The following is a 24,482-nucleotide window of genomic DNA, read 5'->3' as shown; positions in this document are numbered from 1 at the left end:
CACACATTTATTCGTACCGCCACGTTCTACCCTTTTGACAGGATAAACGGAATGGAGGTGATACATGACCTATCACAACGTCCTGGTCGCGGTCGCCGTTGCCGCCGACAGTCATCGTTTGGTGGAAAAAGCCGTTGCTATCGTTCGCCCCTACCACGGAAAAATCACGCTGCTGAGCATGATCGCCAACCCGGAAATCTACAACAGTTTTGCCGGTCCGATGCTGGGCGATTTGCGCAGCCTGATGGAAGAGGAAACGCAGCTGTTTATGGAAACGCTGCGCAATCAAGCCGATTACCCGATTGCCGACACCTTGATTTTACAAGGCGAGCTCGGCGATAGCCTGCAGTACGCCAGCCAACGGCACCCTTTTGACCTGGTGATTTGCGGTAACCACAGCGACAGCATAATGAACAAAATCGCCTGTTCTGCGGCGCGCTTTGTCGATACCAGCCAGATAGACGTCCTGATCGTTCCGCTGTAACCGACGCCATGACGTTTGAGCATCTTACGCGCCCTATTGAACGGCGGTATTGACTAGACTGAGAGTTACACATCCTCAGTCCAGGAGCATCAGATGTCTCAACACTCCCAGCATAACCGCCGTATCGTTTTGGCTTCTCGTCCCCACGGCGAACCCACCCCCGACAACCTGCGGCTGGAAACGGTAGAGATACCGCAACCGGCAGAGGGACAGGTTTTGCTGCGCACGGTATACCTGTCGCTCGATCCCTATATGCGCGGCCGCATGAGCGACGCCCCATCCTATGCATCGCCTGTCGAGGTTGGCGAAGTGATGGTAGCCGGCGCAGTGTCGCGCGTGGTGAGTTCCAAACATGCCGACTTTGCCGTCGGCGACTGGGTACTGGGCGCCACCGGTTGGCAAGATTATGCCCTGACCGACGGCAAGGACGTGCGCAACCTTGGCGCTCGGTTATCCCACCCTTCGCGCATGCTGGGCGTATTGGGCATGCCGGGTTTTACCGCCTATATGGGGCTGCTGGATATCGGTCAGCCTCAAACGGGGGAAACCGTGGTCGTTGCCGCAGCCAGCGGCGCGGTAGGCTCGGTTGTCGGTCAGGTGGCGAAGCTGAAAGGCTGCCGCGTGGTTGGCATTGCCGGCGGAGCAGAAAAGTGCCGCTACGTACGTGAAGAATTAGGATTTGATGACTGTATCGACCACCGTGCCGACGACTTCGCCGATCGGTTGGCGAAAGCTTGCCACCAGGGCATTGACGTTTATTACGAAAACGTCGGCGGCGCGGTTTTTGACGCCGTGATGCCGCTACTGAACGCCAAGGCGCGCATTCCGGTCTGCGGGATTATCGCGCAGTACAACGCTACCGGCCTGCCGGATGGACCGGACCGGCTCCCCATGCTGCAAGCGCTGATCCTGCGTAAACGGATCCGCATGCAGGGTTTTATCATCTTCGACGACTACGCCCCGCGCTATGGTGAATTCCTGCAACAGATGGCTCCCTGGGTCGAACAGGGCAAAATCAAATTCCGTGAAGATATCGTCGACGGGCTGGAAAATGCGCCGCAAGCCTTTATTGGCTTATTAAAAGGTAAAAACTTCGGCAAGTTGGTGATCCGCGTAGCGCAAGAGTAATCGCCCCTCCTTACCCTCACAGGGCGCAGCCTGCTGCGTCCTGTCCCTGCCTCTCGCCGCTTTGCGTGCCCCGGCCCCGGTTGATAAAAGATACCGCTCGGATTTCGCCTCAAATCCATTAACAATAATGATCGTTACATTCAGCTTCGAGCCGGCATGCGGCGTACGCAATTTCCGCCATCCCCGTCCGGTCAGTGTCACAAAAAATCAGCACTCCAATAAGAATCCTCCTAATTCATATTCATATAATTCATCTATATGTTTTCATTCACACAATGAATGGTAAGGACAAAAAAAAGCCAGCCACTTAATTTTCGTTAAAAAATAGTTTTTATTTAAGTAGCTTAGCCGATGTTCATCATTCATATGAATTGGTATTACCATTTTCATTTACCATACACGTAGTTATTAAGTGGATATTTAACTCACTGTTTATATTGCTTAAAAAAATAAAATTACTTACCTTAGCCATAACATAACGAAAAAGTGACGCAGGTTTTGCAATTGCGGACGGCTATTGTAGACTGCTGCCAAACCTCTACATGTGTAAACTTTGTTAAATATTTAGTCAGCCACTGTCTGTTTTTATGTCAGATACGCCCTCGGGATCGTGCGTCAATCTCGTGCGGTAGCCATGGCTAAAACCAAGAGATAGTATGAAATGCCTTAACATTGTTGCCTGCGGAGGGTGTGATCATAGCGCGACAGCCATTGCCTCTGATGTCACGGAATATCACGACAGCCTACCGGTAATCGTCACCAAACAGTTAAGCTGGCGTAATGACACTGACACACAACTTTGCTGAGACAACAACGCATCCCCACCAGCGTCACTGCTGAGCGGATTGATCCCGGGTTCGGCGGGAGGCCGCAGGCGTGATAATGCGGTTCCCCACTATTCGGTAGTGGTTTTTTGCAATTTTTCGCCGTTTTGGTTTCATTTCGGGAAGGTGCCCTCACCGCCCTTTACCGGCAGCCTCGCCGCCGGTCGTATTCATCTGCTGTGACGTAGCCTGATATCTATTAAAGCGAAAAACGGGATTGTTTTTGAGCGGTACAGCGTGTCTGTTCGCGGGTATCCACAGGAAGCCTTACACACACAATGAAAGTCGTAAAACCGTTGCGCCTGAACGTGCGCCCACGTCCTGCCGGTCGGCAAGGACCTTACCCTCTGAGATTCTCTGTTTTGGCTCCGACCACTACGGAGGTTGCCCCGCGCCTGCACTCCGCGCTCGCGCAGTGTCATTACGCCGCCGATGGCATACATACCCCCACCTTTGCCACTCTATGCACGGAACGCGTCGTCCAGCATCACCCGTTACCCCAGCGTCAACACGCCAATCCCCCCCACACGACGAAAACCCACCGCAATATGCCAGCAAATGTCGTTGGCGACCGCCGTTGGCGGCGTGCGCTGCCAGCACCTGCGGTTTGCCCAGCCCTGATGTCTTTGCACTGGTGTCCTACCGGCGGCTGTTTACGCGCCAACGACACCAGTCCAAAGGCATTGACTCACGGCAACGCCGATCGCCAGCCAGATAAACAACCACTGCGCTTTCGTCCGCCAGGTGCGCCGCACTGATGTGCCTACAAGCGTCAGCGGCAAGCCCTCGACACACAGCGATTTTTGTCAAAAACAAAACAGATAGAGGATAAGGACATTGTGAAAACCCGGATTACGATGACACTGCTTTCCGCCCTGGTATTGGCCGGCTGTTCCACCCCACCGCCACCACCACCGGTGATCAACAATGACACTCTGGTCACCAGCGAAGTCAACGGCGTGCAGCTGCAACACCGTGTAGCCGTCAGCGCGCCAAAACAGTTCACGCCAATCAATGAGGAATACCGCAGCCTGTACGGTGCCAGCGTCATGAGCCAACCGGGTTATAACGGTGAAATCGTCAGCCAGCTCGATAACGCAGCGCCGTTTTATGTGCTGGGCGCGGTGGAAGGTGACTGGCTGGCCATTTCCGCCATCCGCGGCGGCAATCTGATCGGCTACATCCAGCGCAATGCCGGCGTGCCCGAGAAAAAGTACAAATCTACGTTGCGTAAGGATTTGCCGCGCCGCGCTCGCGCCGCCAAACAGGATTGCGTCAAGGTCGGCGGCGATAGCAAGGCCTGCAAGGATGCCAACTCGGCCACCTGGATTATCCAGTAACCCGCCGCCGAGCCTAGAGAACCCGAATGATGAAACCACTCAACGCCCCACACCGCTGGGGCCTGGCGCTGTTGATGCTGTGTACCCTGGCACTTGGCGGTTGCATGTCATCCGCCAAAAGCGTGCCTTCACGCTACAACCTGGCATTTGATGCGGATCGGCAGGTCAATACCGCCGCAGGGCAGCGCCCGGCGCCGATCAAGGTACGGGTGCTGCTGCTACGCTCCAGCGCAGAATTTATGGATGCCGACTTCTTCAGCCTGCAAAACGATGCCAAAGGCGTGCTCGGCAACAGCCTGCTGGACAGCGATCAGTTCTTCCTGACGCCGGGCCAGATCGGCAAAAAGCTCGCGGGCCAGGCAACGCTGGACGCACGTTACATCGGCATCATCGCCGAATATCAAAGTCTGGATGGCAAGGCGTGGCGCATTACCCTGCCGCTGCCGGAGCCGACCGAAACCAATTTCTACAAAGTATGGCAATTCTCGCCGGATGAGCTGGAAGCGCACATCGTCGCCGGAATCAACGGCCTGCGCACCGTCAACGACGAAGACTGACAATTCGCTTTGCTGAGGCGAAGCTCCATTAGGTGTGATGATGAAAAATGCTCATAAAGTGGTCTGGACCGAGGGAATGTTTTTGCGTCCCCATCATTTCCAGCAGGCGGAAAATTACCTTGAAAGTTACATGCGTAACTGGGGACAGGCGCTTAACGGCTGTTTCTGGGGTTTTCTGACGCTGGAACTGGATCAGTCATTGCTGCGTCAGGGCAAGATCGCGCTGACCGCCGCCAGCGGCATCATGCCGGACGGCACCCCGTTCCGCTTCAACGGCGCCGACCAGGCGCCAGCACCGCTGGCGATTGCCGAAAACAACACCGGCGAAAACGTGGTGCTGGCCTTGCCAACCTACCGCGCCGGGCGCGAGGACGTCATCTTCCAGGAAAAATCGGACGCGCTGGCGCGTTATCTGGCGTATGAAACCGACGTCGACGATCTGAACGCGGTATCGGTCGGCAGCGCAGCATTGCAGTTTGGCAAATTACGTCTGCGGCTGATGCTGGAAAGCGAACTCAATGCCGAATGGACCGCCATGACGATCGGCAACGTGGTGGAAAAACGTGGCGACAACAGTCTGCGTCTGGCGTCTGAGCTGATCCCGCCAATGTTGAACTGCCAGGGCAGTCCGGTACTGAAAACCTTTATCAATGACGTGCAGGGGCTGTTACAGCAGCGTAGCCAGCAGATGAGTCAGCGACTGTTACAGCCGGGCCGCGGCGGCAGTTCGGAAATGGTCGATTTTATGCTGTTGCAGCTGATCAACCGCCATCTTGGCCAGGTGAGCCACGCCTGGCACCTGGATCACCTGCATCCTGAACGCCTGTTCGCCGAATGGCTGCAGTTCGCCACCGAGCTGGCCAGTTTTTCTGCGCAGCGCACGCCGGAGTCGCGTCTGCCGGTGTACGACCACGACAATCTGGCGCTGTGCTTCGGCAAGTTACTGCTGTTGCTGCGTCAGGGTCTGTCGGTGGTACTGGAGGACAACGCCATTCAATTGACGCTGGTGGAGCGCTCGCACGGGCTGAACGTCGCCACGGTGCAGGACGCAAAAATGATGCGCGACTTCGGCTTTGTGCTGGCAGTGCGTGCCGATGTGGCCGCAGAAGTGCTGCTGACCCACTTCCCGGCGCAGATGAAAATCGCGCCGGTGACGCGCATCCGCGATCTGGTGCAACTGCAACTGCCGGGCATTGGTCTGCGCACCATGCCGTCCGCGCCGCGCCAAATCCCCTATCACGCCGGTTATACCTATTTCGAACTGGAGAAAGGCGGCGAGCTGTGGAAGCAGATGGAGAAATCCAGCGCCTTTGCTCTGCACCTGGCCGGGGAGTTCCCCGGTCTGGATATGGAATTCTGGGCCATTCGCAGCCATACGGATCGGTAACTTATGACAGACAACATCCAGGCCGCGCAGTGGGACAACCCGTTGGTGGCCGCCGCCAACCCGCTGCTCAACGCGATTTCGCAGATCCGCCAGTCGGCCACCCACGCCAATCCGGCCCAGCTGCGCCAGCAGTTGATCGACGAGGTGCGCCGTTTCGAAGTGCGCGGGCAACGCGCCAATCTGCCGTATGAAGTAATCATTGGCGCGCGTTACTGCCTGTGCACCGCGCTGGATGAGGCGGCAGCTCTGACGCCTTGGGGCAGCAACAGCGTCTGGTCCGGCAGCGGACTACTGGTGACATTCCATAACGAAACCTGGGGCGGCGAGAAATTCTTCCAACTGCTGGCCAAACTGTCGCAAAGCCCGCGTGAGCATATCAACCTGCTGGAGCTGGTCAATTATTGCCTGCTGCTCGGCTTTGAAGGCCGCTACCGGGTAATGGAAAACGGCCGTTCGCAGTTGGAAACCATGAAGCAGCGCCTGCTGCAACTGATCCGCTCGGTACGCGGCGGCTATGCCCCGCCGCTGTCGCCCAACGCGGTGGATCTGCCGGTACAGCAAAAACGGTGGCGACCGTTGGTGCCGCTGTGGGCCTGCGCCGCATTGACCGGTTTTCTGGCTTCGCTGTTGTTCATTATCCTCAACTGGCGGCTGGGTGATGGCACCGCCCCGGTGCTGGCATCGATTTATCAGACCAATCTGCCGCAGGTGACGATCGGCAATCCGGCGCCGGCCGCGCCGGCGATGCTGAATCTGAAAACCTTCCTGCGTAAGGAAATTGCCGAAGGGCTGGTGGTGGTGCGGGACGAAGCGCAGCAAAGCGTGGTGATCCTCAAGGGCGACGGACTGTTCGACTCCGCCGCGACCACGGTTCGCCCGGCTTATATCCCGGTGATCGACCGCATCGCCAAGGCGATGAACGGCGTCAGCGGTAAAATCCTGGTTACCGGCTACAGCGACAACCTGCCGATCCGCAGCGCCCGCTTCCCATCCAACTGGGAACTGTCACTGGCGCGGGCCGAAGCGGTCAGCGAACGCCTGCAAAAACAGCTTGATAACCCGCAGCGGGTAAAAGCGGAAGGCCGTGGCGACAGCAACCCGGTGGCACCGAACGATAGCAAAGAGAACCGTGCATTGAACCGCCGGGTTGAAATTACGCTGTTGGTTGCGCCTGAAAATACCCAGGCGGAAATCAACGGATTGCAGCAAGGAAACGGAAAGTAATGCTTAGCACGTTATTCTCCATCATCACCAGCCGCCTGCTTTGGGGCTTCTTCGGCATCACCGCGCTGGCTTTCGTCATCTGGACCATCGGTCCGTTGGTGGCCATCGGTGATTACCGGCCGCTGGAACCGGAACTGAATCGCCTGATCGCCATCGGCGTCATCTATGGAATTTGGCTACTGTGCCGCATCATCCCGCGCCTCTACAGCGCCTGGCTTAACCGTAAACTGCTGAGCAATCTGCGGGCGGCAGAGGAAACGCCGGCCGCCGACGCCAAGTCCGAGCCGCAGCAGGATCAGGTGCTGGCGCAGCGGTTTGACGAAGCCACCCAATTGCTGAAAAAAGCGCGCTTTGCGCCGGGCCAGGGCGACAAACACCGCTGGATGACCCGCTTTAGCCGCCAATATCTCTACCAGTTGCCGTGGTACGTCATTATCGGCGCGCCAGGCGCGGGTAAAACCACCGCCCTGGTCAATTCCGGGCTGCACTTCCCGCTGGCCGATCGCTTCGGCAAGTCGGCGCTGCGCGGCGTCGGCGGCACGCGCAATTGCGACTGGTGGTTTACCAACGACGCGGTGCTGCTGGATACCGCCGGCCGCTACACCACGCAGGAAAGCCAGCGTGAAGAAGACGCTGGCGAATGGAAAAGCTTTGTCGGCCTGCTGAAGAAATACCGCACCCGTCAGCCAATCAACGGCGTGGTGGTGACGGTCAGCGTTGCCGACCTGCTGAGCGAAAGCGCCGACGCACGCGCCGCACAGGCCAGCGCGCTGCGCAAGCGCCTGATCGAACTGCACGAGCAGTTGGGCATCCATTTCCCGGTTTACGTGATGGTCACCAAAACCGACCTGCTGAACGGCTTTATGGCCTATTTCAGCGGTTTCGACAAAGCGCAGCGTGACCAGATCTGGGGCTTTACCTTCCCGTACGAAAAATCGCGCCAGCCGGACTTTTCACTTGGCGATGCTTTTGAACAGCAATATGACCTGTTGCAGCAGCGGCTGGATGCCGGGTTGCCGGATACCCTGCTGGTGGAACACGATGCCCGCCAGCGCGCCGAAAGTTACCTGTTCCCTCAGGAGTTCGCGGCGTTGCGCCCGCTATTGGCCCAGTACCTCGACGCGGTGTTTGCCACCTCCAGCTTTGAAACCCGCTTTACGCCACGCGGAATCTATTTCACCAGCGGTACCCAGGAGGGCCTGCCGTTCGACCGCGTGATGGGCGAACTGAACCGCTACCTGCAACTGCCTGCGGCCAACGGCGGCAACAATGCCAGTTCCAGCTGGGATGGCGTCAGCAACGAAACCCCCATTCCGGCGGGCAAAGGCCAGAGCTTCTTCCTGAAGGAGGTGCTGGAAACGGTGATCTTCCAGGAGTCCGGGCTGGCCGGCAGCAACCGCTGGTGGGAATACCGCAACCGCGCCCTGCACTGGGCCGGTTACATCGCGCTGGCGCTGATTTTGCTGGTATTGGGCATTTTCTGGTTCACCAGCTACGGCAACAACAAGGCGTATCTGCAAGAGGTCGCCGCCAAGGTACCGTCGGTGGAACGACAGGGACAGGGACTAACCCAGCTCGACTCCGGCGATATGCTGGCACTGCTGCCGTTTCTCAATAGCGTGTTGCATCTGCCGGAAAGCCGCAGTTTCTCGCTGGAGGATCCGCCGTTTACCTATCGCATGGGGCTGTACCGCGGCGATCAGGTCAGCGACGCCAGCAACGCGCTGTACCAGAAAACGCTGAAGGAACTGCTGCTGCCGCAGGTTGCCCAGCAGATTGCCACCACGCTGCGCAACGACAATCACGGCGATGCCGATTTCAGCTACGAGGCGTTGAAAGCTTATCAAATGCTGTATCTCCCCAAGCAGTACGACGGCAAGTTCCTGCGCGCCTGGGTGATGCTCAATCTGCAACGTAACCTGCCACAAGGCAGTACGCAAAAGCAGCTACAGCAAATTGAATGGCATCTGAGCCAGTTGCTGGATACGCAGATTCAGTCTTCGCCGTATGCCAAAGACGACGCGCTGATCGAACAGGCGCAGGCGGCGATTAACCGCGCACCGCTGTCGCAACGGGTTTACGGTCGACTCAAGCGCCTGCTGTTGAAGCAGACCGAGATCAAGCCGGTCGGGCTGGTGGATCTGGCCGGGCCGCAAACCGAACTGGCCTTTTCGCGCAAGAGCGGCAAGCCGGTTACCGACGGCGTGCCGGGTCTGTTTACGCCGAAGGGGTATTGGCAGGCATTCGACAGCAATATCGATCGCGTCACCGATACCCTGCGTCAGGAGGACGTTTGGGTGTTGAACACCAAAACCCCCGAGCAGAAAAGCGCCGACCTGACCAAAACCGTTCGCCAGCTGTATATGCAGGATTTTATTGCCGTATGGGATGAACTGCTCGGCGATATCCAATTGGCCAATATCAGCAACCTTGGCCAACGCATCAGTAGCGCGCGTCTGCTCTCCGGCACCCCGTCGCCGATGCGCAATCTGCTGGTCAACGTCAGTAAAAACGTCACGCTGCGCGAGGAAAAAAGCGCAGCCGAACAGCGTTCGCTGGCGGACAAAGCCGGCGAGTCGCTCAACCAGAGCGCCAACCGCACGCTAGAGGCGCTGTTCACCAACCGCCCCGCCAATGCCGACGGCGACGTATCAGCCCAGCCAGAACAGGTAGTAATGGCGCACTTTGCGCCGCTGCTGGAACTGTCGCAAAGCCAGGGCGAAGGCAATAAGGCGATCCCGTTCGACAGCGTGCTGAAACAGGTGGACGAGCTGTACAGCTATCTGACGGCGGTGCAGGGTGCGGCCAACAGTGGCATGTCCGCGCCGCCAAGCGACGTGATCCCGCGGCTGCAGGCTGAATCCGGCCGACTGCCGGTACCGTTCAAGCAGATGCTGTTATCGCTGGCGATTGGTGCCAGCAGCGATACCCAGCGCAAGGAAATGGAAAACGTCAAAAAGCGCATCAGCTTTGAAGTCGGCAGCTTCTGCCGCCAGGCGATCGCCGGACGCTATCCCCTCTCCTCGCGCGCGCAAAGAGAGGTTACACCGGACGATCTGGCGCGCATGTTTGCGCCAAACAGCGGACTGATGGACAGCTTCTTTCGCGAAAACCTGCAAGGCAAAGTGGATACCACGCGCGCCAACTGGCGCTTTACGCCGGGCGTAGACGGCAAGACCCTGCCAGGCGGCGAAGGCATTCTGCGATCGTTCCAACAGGCACAGCGTATCCGCGATGCGTTTTTTGCCAACGGCACGGCAACCCCCTCATACCGCGTGACGGTACGTCCGGTGCGCATGGATAACGATATTCTGAACATGACGCTGGATATCGACGGGCAATTGTTCAAATACAGCCATGGCCCGCAGGTTCCACTGGTAGTCAGTTGGCCGGGCACCCGCAACACCAATCAGGTGCACCTGCAACTGGCGCTGGCCAACGGCACCACCGCCAGCCTGGTCACCAGCGGCCCCTGGGCGCTGAACCGCCTGGTGGATATGGCGCAGAGCGCAGCCGGCAGCAGCAGCCTGGGCCGTCAGGCCACGTTTAATCTCGACGGCCACCGCGTCACGCTGGAGTTCACGCCGAACAGTATCCGCAATCCGTTCCAGCTACCGGCATTCTCGTGCCCGTAGCCCCGAAAGGACATTCATTACCATGAACAATGACCAGAGCCCGACAGCGAGCATCGGCTGGTATGGCAAGATCCCTACCGCCGGTGATTTTTTACAGCGCCGCCTGCCCGACTTAGTGGTCAATAACTGGGCCCATTGGTTCCATAATGGCTTGGTCAATTTGCAGCGTAATCTGCCGGGCGATGCCGGGCATCCGTTCAGCAATGCGCCGGTATGGAACTTCGTCATTCCTGCTACGCTCGGCAGCCAACATGTGCAGATGGGATGTTTGCTGCCGGCGCGCGACCGCGTCGGTCGCCACTATCCGATTTGCGCCATTCGGCTGTTTACCCCGGAAGAGTGGCGCAGCCAGCAGTTAAACATGGCGGCGGAATGGTATCGCCAACTGGGGCATACGCTGCTCAACGGCGTGCGCAACGGGTTTTCGGCCGAACAGATTGACCGTTCCCTGCTGTCGATCCCGGCGCTGGCGATCCCGCCGGAAGAGAGCGAGTCCGAGATTCTGTCGATTATCGGCTTTCGCCATCCGGACGTGCCGGGGCTGGGCTGGCAGCAGGCCGCCGATTGTTTCGATCCGGCACAGTACACCAGCTTCTGGTGGACCAATCAGGCTGACGGCCACCCACTTTATACCCACGTCCACAGCGGCAACCTGACGGTGCAGCTGTTTTCGCTGCTGTTTGAACCCAACGGTTGGGCCAGGCCCGGCCGCGGCGGCCAGTATCCGCAAATGTTTGATTAAACGTAGTTTACTATAGAGAAACTGTATGGTTATCGAAACCCTGCTGGCACCGGTTGACGCCGAGCGTCCTTGTGGCGACAACCTGGAATACGACGCCGATTTTCTGGCGATGGAACAGGCCTCGGCAGGCAAGGCCGAGCAACAGTTTGGCAGCACTATTATCCCGGCTGAAGCGCCGGACTGGATGCAGGTTGAACGTTTGGCCACCGCCCTGTTGTCGCGGACCAAGGATTTACGCGTGATGTTGCGTCTGACTCACGCCTGGGCGCAGTTGCGCGGCCTGCAAGGTTATGCCGACGGCCTGGCGCTGACTCATCAGGCGCTGGAACGCTACTGGGAGCCGCTGCTGCCGCCATTGGAGTTTGACGGCGAAGCCGATCCGCTGTTTCGCATCAACGTGCTGGCCGACCTTGGCGACAAGGCAGCGCTGACCAGTTGCGTGCGCAACGCAACCTTGCTGAAGGGGGCCGCCGGCGAGATTTCCCTGCGTGATGCCTGCGCCCTGCTCGATGGCAGCAAGCTGGAATGTGCCACTTTCCCCGGCGGCCGCGCGCGCTTGCAGGATGAGCTGACGCAGCCGGAGCAGCCGGCAGCGGAATGGGTGCAAAACATCATTCATCAACTCAACGCCATCCGCGAGGTGGTTACCCGGCATCTGGGCGAAAGCGCTCTGCCGGAAATGAACGCCCTGATGAAGATGTTCAACACCCTGGCGCAGGCGTGCCATAGCGCAGCGCCGGCGGCAGAAGAACCGCAAGACAACCACCACGATGACGCCAGCGTCAGCCCGGCAGCCGCGCCTGGCGCTGCGCTAACGCTCAACTGGCGCAGCGCACAAATCCAGTCGCGCGATGACGCTCAGTTGATGCTGGACAAGGTGAAAAACTATTTTCAGCGGCATGAGCCAAGCCACCCGGCTCCGCTGATGATCGATCGGGTACAGCGGCTGATTGCCCTGGACTTCCTGCAAATCGTCCGCGATCTGGCGCCTGATGGTCTCAATCAACTGGAGACCATCCTTGGTCGCCCGGATAACGAGGAGAACAACTGACCTTAAAATGCGTTGTTTTCTTCACACATTTTCGTCGCCTGTGCAATGCGCGTCAGGCCAGAATTTGAACGCGCTTATGCCCACGTAAGTCGTTCTTAATCATCATCAGATGGAGTAACTCATGGCAAACTCGAAATCCCGCAGCGGACAGAAGTTCATCGCCCGCAACCGCGCACCGCGCGTACAGATTGAATACGATGTCGAAATCTATGGTGCAGAACGCAAAATCCAGCTGCCGTTCGTGATGGGGGTGATGGCGGATCTGGTCGGTAAACCGGTCGACCCGTTGCCAAGCGTTGATGAGCGTAAATTCCTTGACATCGATATCGACAACTTCGACGAACGCATGAAATCGCTGAAGCCGCGCGTCGCCTACCAGGTCGACAACACGCTGACCGGCGAAGGCAAGCTGAATATCGATCTGTCGTTTGAAAGCATGGAAGACTTCTCCCCTGCCGCCATCGCACGCAAGGTGGATTCGCTGGATAACCTGCTGGAAGCCCGCACCCAGTTGTCCAACCTGCTGTCCTATATGGACGGCAAGAACGGTGCCGAAGAGCTGATCTCCAAGATCCTGCAAAACCCCGAGCTGCTGAAGTCCCTGACCAACGCGCCAAAGCCGGCGTCTACCGACGACAACACCGAGAAGGAGGACTGATTGATGAGCAACCTGCCTCAGCAACAGAATGCGTTGCAGACCACCGAAACCTTCTCCAGCGACGAATTCAGCGCGCTGCTGAACAAAGAGTTCCGTCCAAAGACCGATCAGGCCAAAGAAGCGGTTGAAAATGCGGTGAAAACCCTGGCGCAGCAGGCACTGGAAAACACCGTTACCGTGTCTTCCGACGCCTACCGCACCATTCAGGCACTGATCGCCGAAATCGACGAAAAAATGTCGCAGCAGATCAACCAGATCATTCACCACGAAGACTTCCAGAAGCTGGAAGGCGCCTGGCACGGCCTGCATTATCTGGTGAACAATTCCGAAACCGACGAAATGCTGAAGATCCGCTTTATGAGCATTTCCAAGCAGGAACTCGGCCGCACGCTGAAGCGCCACAAGGGCGTGGGCTGGGACCAGAGCCCGATCTTCAAGAAAGTGTACGAAGAAGAGTATGGCCAGTTCGGCGGCGAACCGTTCGGTTGCCTGGTGGGCGACTATTACTTTGACCACAGCCCGCAGGACGTTGAGCTGCTGGGTGAAATGGCGAAAATCGGTGCCGCGTCGCACTGTCCATTCATCGCTGGCACCGCGCCGAGCGTGATGCAGATGGAGTCCTGGCAGGAACTGGCCAACCCGCGCGATCTGACCAAAATCTTCCAGAATACCGAGTACGCCGCCTGGCGCAGCCTGCGTGAATCCGAGGACGCACGCTATCTTGGCCTGGTAATGCCACGTTTCCTGGCGCGTTTGCCTTACGGTATCCGCACCAACCCGGTTGACGAGTTCGACTTCGAAGAAGAAACCGACGGCGCAACTCACGGCAACTACACCTGGACCAATGCCGCTTACGCGATGGCCGCCAACATCAACCGGTCGTTCAAAGAGTTTGGCTGGTGTACGGCAATCCGCGGTGTAGAATCCGGCGGCGCGGTGGAAAACCTGCCATGCCATACCTTCCCGAGTGACGACGGCGGCGTGGACATGAAGTGCCCAACCGAAATCGCCATCAGCGACCGCCGCGAAGCGGAGTTGGCCAAAAACGGCTTTATGCCGCTGGTACACCGTAAAAATTCCGACTTCGCTGCCTTTATCGGCGCGCAATCGCTGCAGAAACCGGCGGAATACTACGATGCCGACGCCTCGGCCAACGCCCAGCTGTCCGCGCGTCTGCCGTATCTGTTTGCCTGCTGCCGCTTCGCCCACTACCTGAAGTGCATCGTCCGTGACAAGATCGGTTCCTTCCGTGAGCGTGACGATATGGAACGCTGGCTGAACGACTGGATCATGAACTATGTCGATGGCGATCCCGCCAACTCGTCACAGGAAACCAAATCGCGTAAGCCGTTGGCAGCCGCAGAGGTTCAGGTCGAAGAGATCGAGGACAACCCGGGTTACTACAGCGCCAAGTTCTTCCTGCGTCCGCATTACCAACTGGAAGGTTTGACCGTTTCGCTGCGTCTGGTTTCCAAACTGCCGTCGCTGAAACAGAACGACGCCTCTTGATAACCCCGTTATCAGGCTGCGGCAACGCAGCCTGAGCAAGCAGAAAATGGAGACGCTGTATGGGAGCAAGACCCCGCTTTCTGGCCGCCTGGACGGCGGCCAGAAATATTTACGACCCGAACGATGCTTTGGTAAAAGTTAAAAACACCATTGGTGGGGCGGTAAAACGTAATTTCGAGATACCCGCCAGCGCAGGGGGTTGGGAGAACAGTTGTGCGGTAAGAATGAGCTATGTGCTCAATTACACCGGGCACCCGGTTCCCCGTATAAGCCAACTGACGGTCTCCGGTGCCGACAAGAAATGGTACTTTTTCCGCGTGCGCGACCTGGTGGTCTATTTGACCAAAACCTGGGGCAAACCTGATTTGGTGGTTAATTATCCTCAATTGCCGGTGTCCCAGTTGGCGAATAAAAAGGGATTGATCTTGTTTGAGGTTTCGGGTTGGGATAACGCCGGTGGACACGCCACGTTCTGGAACGGCAGCCAGTGTTCCGATCACTGTTATTTTAATCAACCAGGAACCAATTACTCGACGCCTCGAGCCAATTTTTGGGAGTTGCCATGAAGACGTTGTTCACGGTCGGTCTGGTGTCAACCTTGTTGGCGATGTCGCAACAAACGCTGGCCAAAGATGCTTTGGATCCGGTGGCATTTATCAAACAGATGCCTTACAGCCAGGTGGTTAAAGAACTGGCATTGGCACGTTGTCTGGCGCAGGTTTCCGAAGCGGACAATACATTTTCTGTTGATGCTGCCAGAACGGCAAACGCCATGAGGGAGTGGATGCCCTTTGATATCGAATCAGGCGATGCGAAGATCAATGCGCTGATCGATAAATTCAAATCCAACCACAATGCGTCCCACAGCGAAGCAAAAACCCAGAGTCAAGGCGTTACGTTAAACTGCCTGCGGCTGTATCACAGCGCCGAGCTGGACGCCCTGTCACGCGAAGTTATCGTCGGCGATGCGAATCATTCCTGGAATCAGGATAACCCGCAATAATTAAAACTTGAGCCATTGGCACGATTAATAATGGCTCGGTAATCAATACCGTTAAACCCGGTATTTCACAAGGTGCATGGCACAAGGATATTGATTGGTAGTGCATTACCGCATTTTGACTTCCTGCTGCTATAACCTGAATTTTTCAACGCAACGTTAATACTACTGTTAACCCTTAATAAAGAGTGAATGAGCTATGGCTATTGATATGTTCCTGAAAGTCGAAGGTGCCAGCGGCGAATCTAAAGATTCAAACCACAAAGGCTGGACCGACATTACTTCTTTCTCCTGGGGCGCTTCCCAACCCGGTAACATGGGCGTGGGCGGCGGCGGCGGTGCCGGTAAAGTCTGCTTTAACGATCTGCATGTCAATGCGCTGGTCGATAAATCAACCCCTGCGCTGCTGAAGCACTGTTCCAGCGGTAAACACCTGACCAAGGTAGAGCTGTCCGTCTGCAAGGCCGGCGGTACCCAGGTTGAATATGTGAAGATCACCCTCGACGACGTGCTGGTTACCGCGGTGCAATACACCGGTGCCGGTGGCGAAGATACCGTTGGCGTGACTTATTCCTTCCAGGCGGCGAAAGTCAAACAGCAATACTGGGAGCAGAGTGACAAAGGCGGTAAAGGTGCAGAAAGCAGCGCCGGTTGGAATATCAAGGAAAACCGCGAAGCGTAATCTGTGTCTATTATGCCCCTCAATAAGAGGGGCATTCATATATCGATGACAATAATAAAGATGCCCTTCACTGCCATATGCGTAACCACATATGGTTTATGTCCGCGTAATCATTTTCATTGCTTGTCAGCATCAGTCTACGCGTTAACCACGTTAATTCCCCTCACCCCAGCCCTTTCCTGCCCAAGGGCTGGGGTGAGGGTATTGTAATATTTAAAACCTAATCAGCAGGAATGCCTTATGCGATTTACCATTGTACAAAACAAAAATGGCCAGTTGCCGCCACAAAGCAGCTGCGATTTTCTGCCGCCGGGCGGCACTATTGGCCGTAGCGTGGATAACAATCTGGTATTACCGGATGAAGAGCGCGCCATTTCCCGCTTGCAGGCCATTGTGCATATTTCTGCTGATGGCGAATGCCGCATCACCAACCGTGGCAACGTGACCCGCGTACTGCTGAACGATATCCCGTTGGAGCGTGGTCGTCAGGTGGAACTGCAAGACGGCGATATCCTCGGTATCGACGATTATCAGATTCAGGTCAGTGCCCTGCACCAGCAGGCAGCGCCGGTTCAGCAGGCACAGCCGGTGGTCGCCAACGCGGTCGATGCCGCACCGGCCGCCAAAACGCAGCCTGGCGCCGCTCCAATCCCCAACGAAATCTGGGACAGCCTGGTGGAAGAGTTCACGCCGGTCGGCGGCACGGCACAACCCGCGCCGGCCCCCCCCGCTCACGGCGGTCATAACCCGCTGTTGGAAAAACCGCACACCGAGCTGAACCCGGCGGATCCACTGAGCCAATTGGACGGCAACGTCGATCTGCATCAGTTACAGCAAAAACAGACCGATCCCAGCGCGCTGTTCAACACCGATAGCACCTTCGAACGTGACAATATTCTGACCGACACCACGCCGAGCGCGCTGCTGGCGGAAAATCGCCCACAGGCGCCGCAGCAACCGGCGGTCAAGGTCACCAGTGCGGCACCAACCGCAACAAACGCCAAACAGCCGAGCGAAGAACTCGACCCACTGGCACTGTTTGGCGCATCGTCGGCGCCCGCCGCGCCGGACGCACTGAACGGCAATGACCCGTTGGGCTTGCTGATGGGCGGAGCCGTACCGCTGACCCAGATGGACGCCGAGCCGTCCACGGCGCCACGGCAAGCGCAACCGTCACCGCAAGCGCAGCAGCTGAAGCCTGCGCCGATCGAACCGACGCCGCCGCCGTCCGTTGCGCAGCCAGTGCCGCCGGTGGCAGCAAAAGAAGAACCACGCATGCCGCCTGCGCCAGAGCCGCAATTTGCCCAACCTGCCGCAGCAGAACCTGAATTCAGCCAGCCACCGCAGCACCGGCCTCGCACTGGCAACCGTCTGGGAATCGATCCGGTGGCCTATCAGTCACCCCGCACGCAAAACGCCGGCACGGCGAACGGCGATCTGCTGGAAGGGCCTTTGCTGAACGCGCTGCTGCAGGGCATCGGGCTGGACGATCTGCAGCCGCAGCCGCATTTCGACGAACAACAGGTACGCCAGGTTGGCCGTTTGCTGAGCCTGTTTTCACAAGGTACCGTTGCCCTGCTCTCCTCGCGCTCAATTCTCAAACGCGGCGTGAAGGCGGAAATGACCATGATCCTCGACGAGGCCAATAACCCGTTCAAGCTGCTGCCATCCGGGAAAACCGTGCTGATGCAGATGTTCGGCAGCCAGATGCCGGGCTTTATGCCACCGGAACAGGCGGTGCGCGACGCGTTGATCGATTTACAGGCTCACCAGTTGGGGATGATTGCCGGTATCCGCGCCATCATCGCCGCAATGTTGCAGTCGTTTAATCCGGACCGTCTGGAAGAAGAAGCGCGCAAGGAAGGTTCGGCGCCGCGCCTGGCGCTGCCGTCCAACCGCAAGGCCGCGCTGTGGGACTACTTTGTCAAAAATTATCAGCAAACCGCAGGCGAAATCGAAGATGACTTCCATACGCTGTTTGGCGAAGCCTTCCTGCACGCCTATGACGTTGAAGTGAATCAATATAAAGACTCACAAACCCAGGGCCTGTCTTGATAGGCGCAATTTTGGCTCAACCCGGACGCGTAATGAATATCACTATAGCCTCTACCTCTAATCAAGGTGGCCGCGATTCCAATCAGGATCAAACCGGTGAAGTGGTTGGCAACCGCGCCGCCTGCTTCGTGGTGTGCGACGGCATCGCCGGCTTTCCCGGTGGCGATATCGCCGCAAAGCTGGCGCGCGACACCATTCTGCATAATTTCGACGGTGAAAAGCACCTGAATGCACAGAGCATTCGCCAGCACATCTCGCAGGCCAACGCCGCCATCCACCAGCAACAGAACCAGTCGGACGAGCTCAGCAAGATGGGCACCACGCTGGTCAGCCTGTTTATCGATCGCGATTATCAGTTGGCCTACTGGGCGCATGCCGGCGACAGCCGCCTGTACCTGTTCCGCCGCGGTTATCTGCATGCCGTGACCACCGATCACAGCCTGATCCAGCAAATGCAGGACGCCGGCTATCAAACCAGCGGCATCAACAGCAACCTGCTGTACTTTGCGCTCGGCCTTAGCGAAGAGCGTGACGCCACCTACAGCGATGTGCTGCAACTGGAAGACGGCGACGTTTTCCTGCTGTGCACCGACGGCTTCTGGCACAGCTTTACCCAGTCGGAACTGGAGCAGTCGCTGCACATGGTCAATTCGCCAAGTGAGTGGATCGCTCTGATGCAACAGGCATGGAAGAAAAATAATAACAGCGATAACTACAGCGCTATCGCCGTATGGATTGGCTCGCCGCAAGAAACCACGCTGCTGCATTCGCTGGCGGATGCCGAACGTTTCCTTTCGCGCGATTGAGTCGCTTAACACAGCCCACGTTAGCAAGGTTAACGATGAAATATTGGATGCCCGGTGTTATCGCCCTGATGGCGATGCCTGCCGTTCACGCGGCAAATTATCGGTTGGTGTATTCCCCCAGCCAAAAACTCGAAGTATTCATCGACGACGTCAAGAACAACAAGCCTGCCAGCTGGTGTGCGAAAAACATTCCGCTGCGCATTGTGTCTGCCAAAAGTCGCGACGCCGCGGTGCTGAATGACTTTCTGCCACGCGTTGGCAATTTGCTGGAAAAGCAATGCGCCAAAGCCACGCAACTGCCCTGGACGCTGACCGATAAAAGCGGCGCGACCCTGGCTAGCGGCAACGCCAGCAAAAACCGCAAATGGCAGCCGGAAATAGCGGCAAACGCGGCGGCACAGTCGACAGAACCGGCGCCTGCGCCACCACCGGCGGTGGCGGTCAACTCCGCGCCGGCCGACGCGTCCCCGGCACAGGTATTCACCCTGCCCCAAGGCTGCAAGTTCCGCACCTATTGGGGCCAGGGCAACGCCGGCAGCGCGCTGTTCATCCCCAGCGGCGATGCCTTGCAGTGCGTCGACGGCTGGCTGAACGGCAACAGCGCCGTCACGCTGCAACAAGGCGGGAAAACGCTGACGCCGTCCGTCAGTTTTTACCAGGGCTATCCGCTGATGAACATTGACGTGGCCACCCGGCCACTGAAGGTGGTCAGCGCCAACGCGCAACGGCTGGTGCTCGCCAATCCGCAGGCGGCCGGCAGTTATCTGCTGCTGCCGTTTGATGCCAAACAGCACGCCTGGATCTTTAACGGCGCGCTTATCGCCGAATTGCCGCGTCTGGAGGCCGCCGACGCCGAACGCGTCAAGCAACGCGTCGCCGAGGTGCAGGCCGCCTGGCAACCGTTGCTGAGCGAGCACAACGCGACGCTCACGGTACGTCTGGTGGATAAACTGGTTGCCGACCGCGCCGATCCCGCCAGCGGCAGTTATCTGTCCGTCAACAACGTTGCCCACTGAATCAAGAGGAAGTGCTGTGAAATCATTAACTGAAATGTTGCAAGGTGGCTCCATCGGTGACGCAACGCTGGCGGTAGAATCTGAAATCAAGGCACGACCGGCGGACGCCGATCTGCGTGCCGCCCTGGTGCAACTGCTGTGCCTGAGCGGCAACTGGCAGCGAGCCAAGGCGCAATTAAAATCATGGCAAGCGCTGAAACCCATCGCGCAACCCACCACCTTGCTGCTGATGCAGTCGGTTGACGCCGAGCTGCAACGCCAGGCGGTGTTCGCCGGTCAGGCCGCACCTGCGTTACTGAAACAGGACCCGCAGTGGCTGGCGCTGATGATCCAGGCACTGCAACAGGACATCAACGGCGAGCATCAGGCAGCGCAAGCCTCGCGCGATAGTGCATTGGAACAGGCACCGGCGGTGAGCGGGCAATTGACGCAGGCCGACGCCAACGGCGATAACACCCTCAGCTTCGACTGGCTGATGGACGGCGATGGCCGTCTCGGCCCGATCTGCGAACTGGCGCTGAACGGCGTGTATTACTGGCTGCCGTTCTGCGACATCGCCGACATTCAGTTTCAGGCGCCGCAAAGCGCCATCGATCTGGTGTGGAGCCACGCGCTGGTGCGCCTGACCGACGGCCGCGAGCAGGTGTGTCAATTGCCGGCGCGCTATCCGTTGGCGGCAGGCAGCGACGATGCGCTGCTGCTCGGCAAACGTACCGAATGGCAGCCGCTGGGCGACAGCCCGCATTATGCCGGTTTCGGTCTGAAAACCTGGCTGAGCGACAGCGACGAGCTGCCGTTGCACGGTCTGCGCCAGCTGAGTTTTAACCAGGACGCCTGATGATGAACGCCAAACGCCCGGCCGCGCCCCCCAGCGACGGCGATCTGCGTCGTCAGGGTTATCGCCAGCGTCAGGACAGCGATCGCCTGACCTCGCGCGACAAAATGCAACCGGTACTGCTGGATCTGCTGACCGATGACGAACCGCAGAAAAAAAAGGAAGCGCAAACGCGCAACCTGGTGTCACACAGTGAACTGCGCCGCCGGGTGTTGCGCGATCTGCAATGGCTGTTCAACTGCGTCAACAGCGAATCGAATCTCGACCTCGCCGATCTGCCGCAGGTACGTCGCTCAACCCTCAATTACGGCATTGCCTCGCTGGCCGGCAAACGCATGTCGGATATCGAATGGCTGGATATTCAACGCGCGCTCACCGAATCGATCCTCAATTTCGAGCCGCGCATCCTGCCCGACGGCCTGCAGGTGCGCTGTATTTCCGATACCGGTTCGCTGGAGTTACACAACGTGCTGTCGATTGAGATCAAGGGCCGCCTATGGTGCGTACCCTACCCGCTGGAGTTTCTGTTCCGTACCGACGTAGACCTGGAAAACGGCCATTTCGATCTGAAAGACATAGGGTAAGGCGATGGACAGTAAACTTTTAGAGTATTACAACCGCGAACTGGCCTATCTGCGCGAGATGGGCGCCGAGTTTGCCGAACAGTATCCCAAGGTCGCCGGGCGTCTTGGCATGCGTGGCATTGATGTGGCAGACCCGTACATTGAGCGCCTGATGGAGGGCTTCGCCTTCCTCACCTCACGCGTACAGCTGAAGATGGACGCAGAGTTCCCGCGCTTTTCCCAGCGGCTGCTGGAAATCATTTATCCGAATTATTTATCACCCACCCCGTCGATGGCGATTGCCGAGCTACAGCCGGACAGCCATAAGGGCGATATCAGCAACGGCTTCGTGGTACCGCGCGGCACCATGATGGACAGCCAGACGCTGAAGAAAAACGGCATTACCTGCAGTTACACCACCGCGCATGACGTCACGCTGCAACCGGTACGGCTGAAAAACGTCGAACTGGGCGGCATTCCGGCCGATATTCCACTGGCATTGCTCGGCTTGCAGCACAGTGGCTGCGTCAGCGCGCTGCGCATCACGCTGGAATGCTACGACACCGTCACGCTGAACAACCTGAATCTCGATCGGCTGATGTTCTACCTGGCCGGCCCGGATCTGCAAGCACAGCAACTGCTGGAACTGCTGATGCAGCATACCGTCGGCCTGCTGTGCCAAACCGTCGATGCACAGCCGCAGCGCCGGGTACTGGCAGAGGACGCGCTGCGCCAGGAGGGATTCGACGCCGAGCAGGCGTTATTACCCAACGATCTGCGCAACTTTGACGGCTATCGCCTGTTGCAGGAATACTTCGCTTTCCCGGCGCGCTTTCAGTTCTTCAGCATCGGTGGCTTACAGCCGCTGCTGCACGGGGTTCGCGAAGGCAAAAAACCGCTGCGTCAGTTCGACATCGTGGTGTTGCTCGACAAGCAGGATGCCGCGCTGGAGCGCGTAATCGACGTCAGCCATCTGGCGCTGCACTGCACGCCGGTGATCAACCTGTTCCCGAAAGTCGCCGAACGCATCACGGTCAACGAGAAAAACCATGAATATCACCTGGTGGTCGACAACATACGCCCGCTGGATTATGAGGTGTTTTCGGTGCAACGGCTGGGAGGCAGCGCCAGCGAAAAACGCTACGAGCAGGAGTTTCGTCCGTTTTACAGCACCCTGAGCGAGGATGACGGCAATTACGGTGCCTATTTCTCACTACGCCGCGAACAGCGCACGCTGTCTGAACATGCACGTCGCTACGGCACACGCACCGGCTATCTCGGTTCCGAGGTGTTCGTGTCGCTGGTGGACGAACGCCAGTCACCGTGGCACAGCGATCTGAAATACCTGACCGCCGACGTACTGTGCACCAGCCGCGATTTGCCGTTGATGCTGCTGCAACAGGATCAGGGCAACTTCGTGATGCCGGATTCCATTCCGATCAAACAGGTCACGCTGAGAAAAGGGCCTACGCCCCCGCGCCCGGCGCTGGCGGACGGCATGATCACCTGGCGACTGATCAGCCAGTTGCAACTCAACTACCTGAGCATGATGGACGGCGATCCGGAACAAGGCGCAGCCAGCCTGCGACAACTGCTCGGCCTGTACGGCAACCTGAGCGAACCGGCGGTCGCCAAGCAGATCCAGGGGGTGCGTCACTGTCATCTGCGACCGGTCTACCGCCGGGTGCCGGAGCCAGGGCCGATCGTGTTCGCGCGCGGCATTGCCATTGATCTTACCGTTGACGATCAGGCGTTTTCCGGCAGCAGCCCCTACCTGCTGGGCAGCGTGCTGGAGCGGCTGTTCGCCCGACTGGTGGCGATGAACACCTTTACCGAAATGACGCTGTCCAGCCAGCAACGCGGTGAGATCGCCCACTGGCAGGCACGCATGGGCAAAAGGACGTTGATATGAGCGACAGCGTCACCGAACGGCCGGTCAGCGACAGGCCGCAGATCAACGCGCTTTACCGCCTGCCGGAGGATTTCTGGCAACGGCTGCGCGCCGCGCCGTATCAATACGATCTGTTCCAGCTGTTGCGCCGCCTCGACGCACAAGGCGGACAGCCTTATCTGCTGGGCCGTGCGCCGCTGCCGCGCCATGAAATGCTGCGACTTGGCCAGGAGCCGTCGCTGTCGTTCGCGCCATCAACGCTGGCGCGAGTCAGCCCGCGTGACGGCAGTCCGCTGCATGAGGTGTCGATCTTCAGCTTCGGCCTGTTCGGACCCAATGGGCCGCTGCCGCTGCATTTGACCGAATACGTGCGCGAACGGATCCATCACCATCAGGACACCACCCTGATGGCCTTTGCCAATCTGTTCCATCACCGCCTGACGCTGCTGTTCTACCGCGCCTGGGCCGATGCGCAACCGACGGTGTCGCTCGATCGCGCCGATAACGGCCGTTTCGATGACTATCTGGCCAGCCTGATTGGCAACGGCCAGCCGGCGCAGCGCCGGCGTGACGCGATCAATGCCCACGCCAAGCATTTTATGGCCGGTCATCTGATTCGCCACAGTCGCGATCCGGAGGGCCTGAGCAAGATTCTGCGACAATATTTTCAGGTACCGGTGCGCATCGTGGAAAACGTCCCGCACTGGCTACGGGTGGAGCCGCGTGAACAAGCGCGTCTGAAGGCTGGCCGCAATGCGCCACGCCTCGGGGAGTCCGCCTTTCTTGGCGTGGCGGTGCGTGATGTACAGCATAAGTTTCGTATCGAGCTGGGGCCGATGTCTCAACGCGATTACGACCGATTTCTGCCCGGCGCATCGCTGTGCGTACAGCTCCGCGACTGGGTACGACAGTATCTTGGTATTGAATTCGTCTGGGAAGTGCGGCTGATTCTGGCAAAAGAACAGCTGGTCGGCACTCAACTTGGCGGTGTTCAGCGTCTCGGGCTCAGCAGTTGGATGGCCGCGGCGCAACGACGCCACGACGTCGGCGATCTGATCTTCAGCCCGGAACCGCTGGAAAATCCATTTTAACGAG

General features: G+C 58.2%; 21 protein-coding genes. All 21 read left to right on the top strand.

Features of this window, described 5'->3' with window-relative positions:
• Nucleotides 1–64: 64 nt before the first annotated feature.
• The 21 genes from uspC to tssG all read left to right on the top strand — a co-directional run bounded on the left by uspC (nucleotide 65) and on the right by tssG (nucleotide 24,478).
• Nucleotides 65–484 (top strand): universal stress protein UspC, encoded by a 420-nt coding sequence (uspC, locus tag ACCC84_RS08760; RefSeq protein ID WP_004961402.1) that lies wholly within the window; start codon nucleotides 65–67, stop codon nucleotides 482–484.
• Nucleotides 485–577: 93 nt separating this feature from the next.
• A complete protein-coding gene (curA, locus tag ACCC84_RS08755) occupies nucleotides 578–1,612 on the top strand; it encodes an NADPH-dependent curcumin/dihydrocurcumin reductase (protein WP_371901754.1) in 1,035 nt (344 codons plus the stop codon).
• Between the two features lie 1,663 nt (nucleotides 1,613–3,275).
• Entirely contained in the window at nucleotides 3,276–3,776 is a 501-nt protein-coding gene (gene tagV, locus ACCC84_RS08750) for a type VI secretion system accessory protein TagV (protein WP_081445078.1), read from the top strand.
• A gap of 26 nt (nucleotides 3,777–3,802) precedes the next feature.
• A complete protein-coding gene (gene tssJ / locus ACCC84_RS08745; protein ID WP_004961392.1) occupies nucleotides 3,803–4,333 on the top strand; it encodes a type VI secretion system lipoprotein TssJ in 531 nt (176 codons plus the stop codon).
• 40 nt (nucleotides 4,334–4,373) lie between these two features.
• Nucleotides 4,374–5,720 (top strand): type VI secretion system baseplate subunit TssK, encoded by a 1,347-nt coding sequence (tssK, locus tag ACCC84_RS08740; protein ID WP_039992681.1) that lies wholly within the window; start codon nucleotides 4,374–4,376, stop codon nucleotides 5,718–5,720.
• A 3-nt stretch (nucleotides 5,721–5,723) separates the two neighbouring features.
• Entirely contained in the window at nucleotides 5,724–6,944 is a 1,221-nt protein-coding gene (locus ACCC84_RS08735) for a DotU family type VI secretion system protein (RefSeq protein ID WP_004961388.1), read from the top strand.
• A complete protein-coding gene (gene tssM, locus ACCC84_RS08730; RefSeq protein WP_371901753.1) occupies nucleotides 6,944–10,579 on the top strand; it encodes a type VI secretion system membrane subunit TssM in 3,636 nt (1,211 codons plus the stop codon). Before ACCC84_RS08735 ends, tssM begins: the two co-directional genes overlap by 1 nt.
• 22 nt (nucleotides 10,580–10,601) lie before the next feature.
• The gene (gene tagF, locus ACCC84_RS08725) at nucleotides 10,602–11,321 is read left to right on the top strand and encodes a type VI secretion system-associated protein TagF (RefSeq protein ID WP_004961384.1); all 720 of its coding nucleotides are present in this window, start codon (nucleotides 10,602–10,604) and stop codon (nucleotides 11,319–11,321) included.
• A 25-nt stretch (nucleotides 11,322–11,346) separates the two neighbouring features.
• Nucleotides 11,347–12,372 carry a type VI secretion system protein TssA gene (tssA, locus tag ACCC84_RS08720; protein ID WP_371901752.1) on the top strand — a complete coding sequence of 342 codons (1,026 nt, stop codon included), beginning with the start codon at nucleotides 11,347–11,349 and terminating at the stop codon, nucleotides 12,370–12,372.
• Between the two features lie 121 nt (nucleotides 12,373–12,493).
• Nucleotides 12,494–13,030 (top strand): type VI secretion system contractile sheath small subunit, encoded by a 537-nt coding sequence (tssB, locus tag ACCC84_RS08715; protein WP_004961380.1) that lies wholly within the window; start codon nucleotides 12,494–12,496, stop codon nucleotides 13,028–13,030.
• 3 nt (nucleotides 13,031–13,033) lie between these two features.
• Nucleotides 13,034–14,539, top strand: a complete 1,506-nt coding sequence (gene tssC, locus ACCC84_RS08710; protein WP_004961378.1) for a type VI secretion system contractile sheath large subunit — start codon at nucleotides 13,034–13,036, stop codon at nucleotides 14,537–14,539.
• A 59-nt stretch (nucleotides 14,540–14,598) separates the two neighbouring features.
• Complete coding sequence (locus ACCC84_RS08705) at nucleotides 14,599–15,105, top strand: type VI secretion system amidase effector protein Tae4 (protein WP_004961376.1); 507 nt, start codon at nucleotides 14,599–14,601, stop codon at nucleotides 15,103–15,105.
• Nucleotides 15,102–15,542 (top strand): T6SS amidase immunity protein Tai4 family protein, encoded by a 441-nt coding sequence (locus ACCC84_RS08700; RefSeq protein ID WP_004961374.1) that lies wholly within the window; start codon nucleotides 15,102–15,104, stop codon nucleotides 15,540–15,542. The genes ACCC84_RS08705 and ACCC84_RS08700 overlap by 4 nt, the downstream gene beginning before the upstream one ends.
• A 196-nt stretch (nucleotides 15,543–15,738) precedes the next feature.
• A complete protein-coding gene (locus ACCC84_RS08695) occupies nucleotides 15,739–16,221 on the top strand; it encodes an Hcp family type VI secretion system effector (RefSeq protein ID WP_004961372.1) in 483 nt (160 codons plus the stop codon).
• Between the two features lie 240 nt (nucleotides 16,222–16,461).
• Nucleotides 16,462–18,276, top strand: a complete 1,815-nt coding sequence (gene tagH / locus ACCC84_RS08690; protein ID WP_371901750.1) for a type VI secretion system-associated FHA domain protein TagH — start codon at nucleotides 16,462–16,464, stop codon at nucleotides 18,274–18,276.
• Between the two features lie 32 nt (nucleotides 18,277–18,308).
• A complete protein-coding gene (locus tag ACCC84_RS08685) occupies nucleotides 18,309–19,082 on the top strand; it encodes a PP2C family protein-serine/threonine phosphatase (RefSeq protein WP_004961366.1) in 774 nt (257 codons plus the stop codon).
• A gap of 35 nt (nucleotides 19,083–19,117) precedes the next feature.
• Nucleotides 19,118–20,098, top strand: a complete 981-nt coding sequence (locus ACCC84_RS08680) for a type VI secretion system-associated protein (RefSeq protein ID WP_371901749.1) — start codon at nucleotides 19,118–19,120, stop codon at nucleotides 20,096–20,098.
• A gap of 16 nt (nucleotides 20,099–20,114) precedes the next feature.
• Nucleotides 20,115–20,936 (top strand): type VI secretion system accessory protein TagJ, encoded by an 822-nt coding sequence (locus ACCC84_RS08675; RefSeq protein ID WP_265332330.1) that lies wholly within the window; start codon nucleotides 20,115–20,117, stop codon nucleotides 20,934–20,936.
• A 2-nt stretch (nucleotides 20,937–20,938) separates the two neighbouring features.
• Complete coding sequence (locus ACCC84_RS08670; RefSeq protein WP_371901899.1) at nucleotides 20,939–21,517, top strand: type VI secretion system baseplate subunit TssE; 579 nt, start codon at nucleotides 20,939–20,941, stop codon at nucleotides 21,515–21,517.
• A 4-nt stretch (nucleotides 21,518–21,521) separates the two neighbouring features.
• On the top strand, nucleotides 21,522–23,408 hold the full coding sequence (gene tssF / locus ACCC84_RS08665; RefSeq protein ID WP_371901748.1) for a type VI secretion system baseplate subunit TssF: 1,887 nt from the start codon (nucleotides 21,522–21,524) through the stop codon (nucleotides 23,406–23,408).
• A complete protein-coding gene (gene tssG, locus ACCC84_RS08660) occupies nucleotides 23,405–24,478 on the top strand; it encodes a type VI secretion system baseplate subunit TssG (RefSeq protein WP_371901747.1) in 1,074 nt (357 codons plus the stop codon). The genes tssF and tssG overlap by 4 nt, the downstream gene beginning before the upstream one ends.
• Nucleotides 24,479–24,482 lie beyond the last annotated feature (4 nt).

The sequence above is a fragment of the Serratia odorifera genome (assembly GCF_041448735.1).
Lineage (GTDB): Bacteria > Pseudomonadota > Gammaproteobacteria > Enterobacterales > Enterobacteriaceae > Serratia_F > Serratia_F odorifera.
Note: the sequence above shows the minus strand (reverse complement) of the source record. Positions and strands in the feature narration are given on the sequence as shown.

What these genes read in the sequence shown, in the direction of transcription:
- uspC (WP_004961402.1), top strand. Translation starts at nt 65, where the DNA reads ATGACCTATCACAACGTCCTGGTCGCGGTCGCCGTTGCCGCCGACAGT.
- curA (WP_371901754.1), top strand. Translation starts at nt 578, where the DNA reads ATGTCTCAACACTCCCAGCATAACCGCCGTATCGTTTTGGCTTCTCGT.
- tssJ (WP_004961392.1), top strand. Translation starts at nt 3,803, where the DNA reads ATGATGAAACCACTCAACGCCCCACACCGCTGGGGCCTGGCGCTGTTG.
- tssK (WP_039992681.1), top strand. Translation starts at nt 4,374, where the DNA reads ATGAAAAATGCTCATAAAGTGGTCTGGACCGAGGGAATGTTTTTGCGT.
- ACCC84_RS08735 (WP_004961388.1), top strand. Translation starts at nt 5,724, where the DNA reads ATGACAGACAACATCCAGGCCGCGCAGTGGGACAACCCGTTGGTGGCC.
- tssM (WP_371901753.1), top strand. Translation starts at nt 6,944, where the DNA reads ATGCTTAGCACGTTATTCTCCATCATCACCAGCCGCCTGCTTTGGGGC.
- tagF (WP_004961384.1), top strand. Translation starts at nt 10,602, where the DNA reads ATGAACAATGACCAGAGCCCGACAGCGAGCATCGGCTGGTATGGCAAG.
- tssA (WP_371901752.1), top strand. Translation starts at nt 11,347, where the DNA reads ATGGTTATCGAAACCCTGCTGGCACCGGTTGACGCCGAGCGTCCTTGT.
- tssB (WP_004961380.1), top strand. Translation starts at nt 12,494, where the DNA reads ATGGCAAACTCGAAATCCCGCAGCGGACAGAAGTTCATCGCCCGCAAC.
- tssC (WP_004961378.1), top strand. Translation starts at nt 13,034, where the DNA reads ATGAGCAACCTGCCTCAGCAACAGAATGCGTTGCAGACCACCGAAACC.
- ACCC84_RS08705 (WP_004961376.1), top strand. Translation starts at nt 14,599, where the DNA reads ATGGGAGCAAGACCCCGCTTTCTGGCCGCCTGGACGGCGGCCAGAAAT.
- ACCC84_RS08700 (WP_004961374.1), top strand. Translation starts at nt 15,102, where the DNA reads ATGAAGACGTTGTTCACGGTCGGTCTGGTGTCAACCTTGTTGGCGATG.
- ACCC84_RS08695 (WP_004961372.1), top strand. Translation starts at nt 15,739, where the DNA reads ATGGCTATTGATATGTTCCTGAAAGTCGAAGGTGCCAGCGGCGAATCT.
- tagH (WP_371901750.1), top strand. Translation starts at nt 16,462, where the DNA reads ATGCGATTTACCATTGTACAAAACAAAAATGGCCAGTTGCCGCCACAA.
- ACCC84_RS08685 (WP_004961366.1), top strand. Translation starts at nt 18,309, where the DNA reads ATGAATATCACTATAGCCTCTACCTCTAATCAAGGTGGCCGCGATTCC.
- ACCC84_RS08680 (WP_371901749.1), top strand. Translation starts at nt 19,118, where the DNA reads ATGAAATATTGGATGCCCGGTGTTATCGCCCTGATGGCGATGCCTGCC.
- ACCC84_RS08670 (WP_371901899.1), top strand. Translation starts at nt 20,939, where the DNA reads ATGAACGCCAAACGCCCGGCCGCGCCCCCCAGCGACGGCGATCTGCGT.
- tssF (WP_371901748.1), top strand. Translation starts at nt 21,522, where the DNA reads ATGGACAGTAAACTTTTAGAGTATTACAACCGCGAACTGGCCTATCTG.
- tssG (WP_371901747.1), top strand. Translation starts at nt 23,405, where the DNA reads ATGAGCGACAGCGTCACCGAACGGCCGGTCAGCGACAGGCCGCAGATC.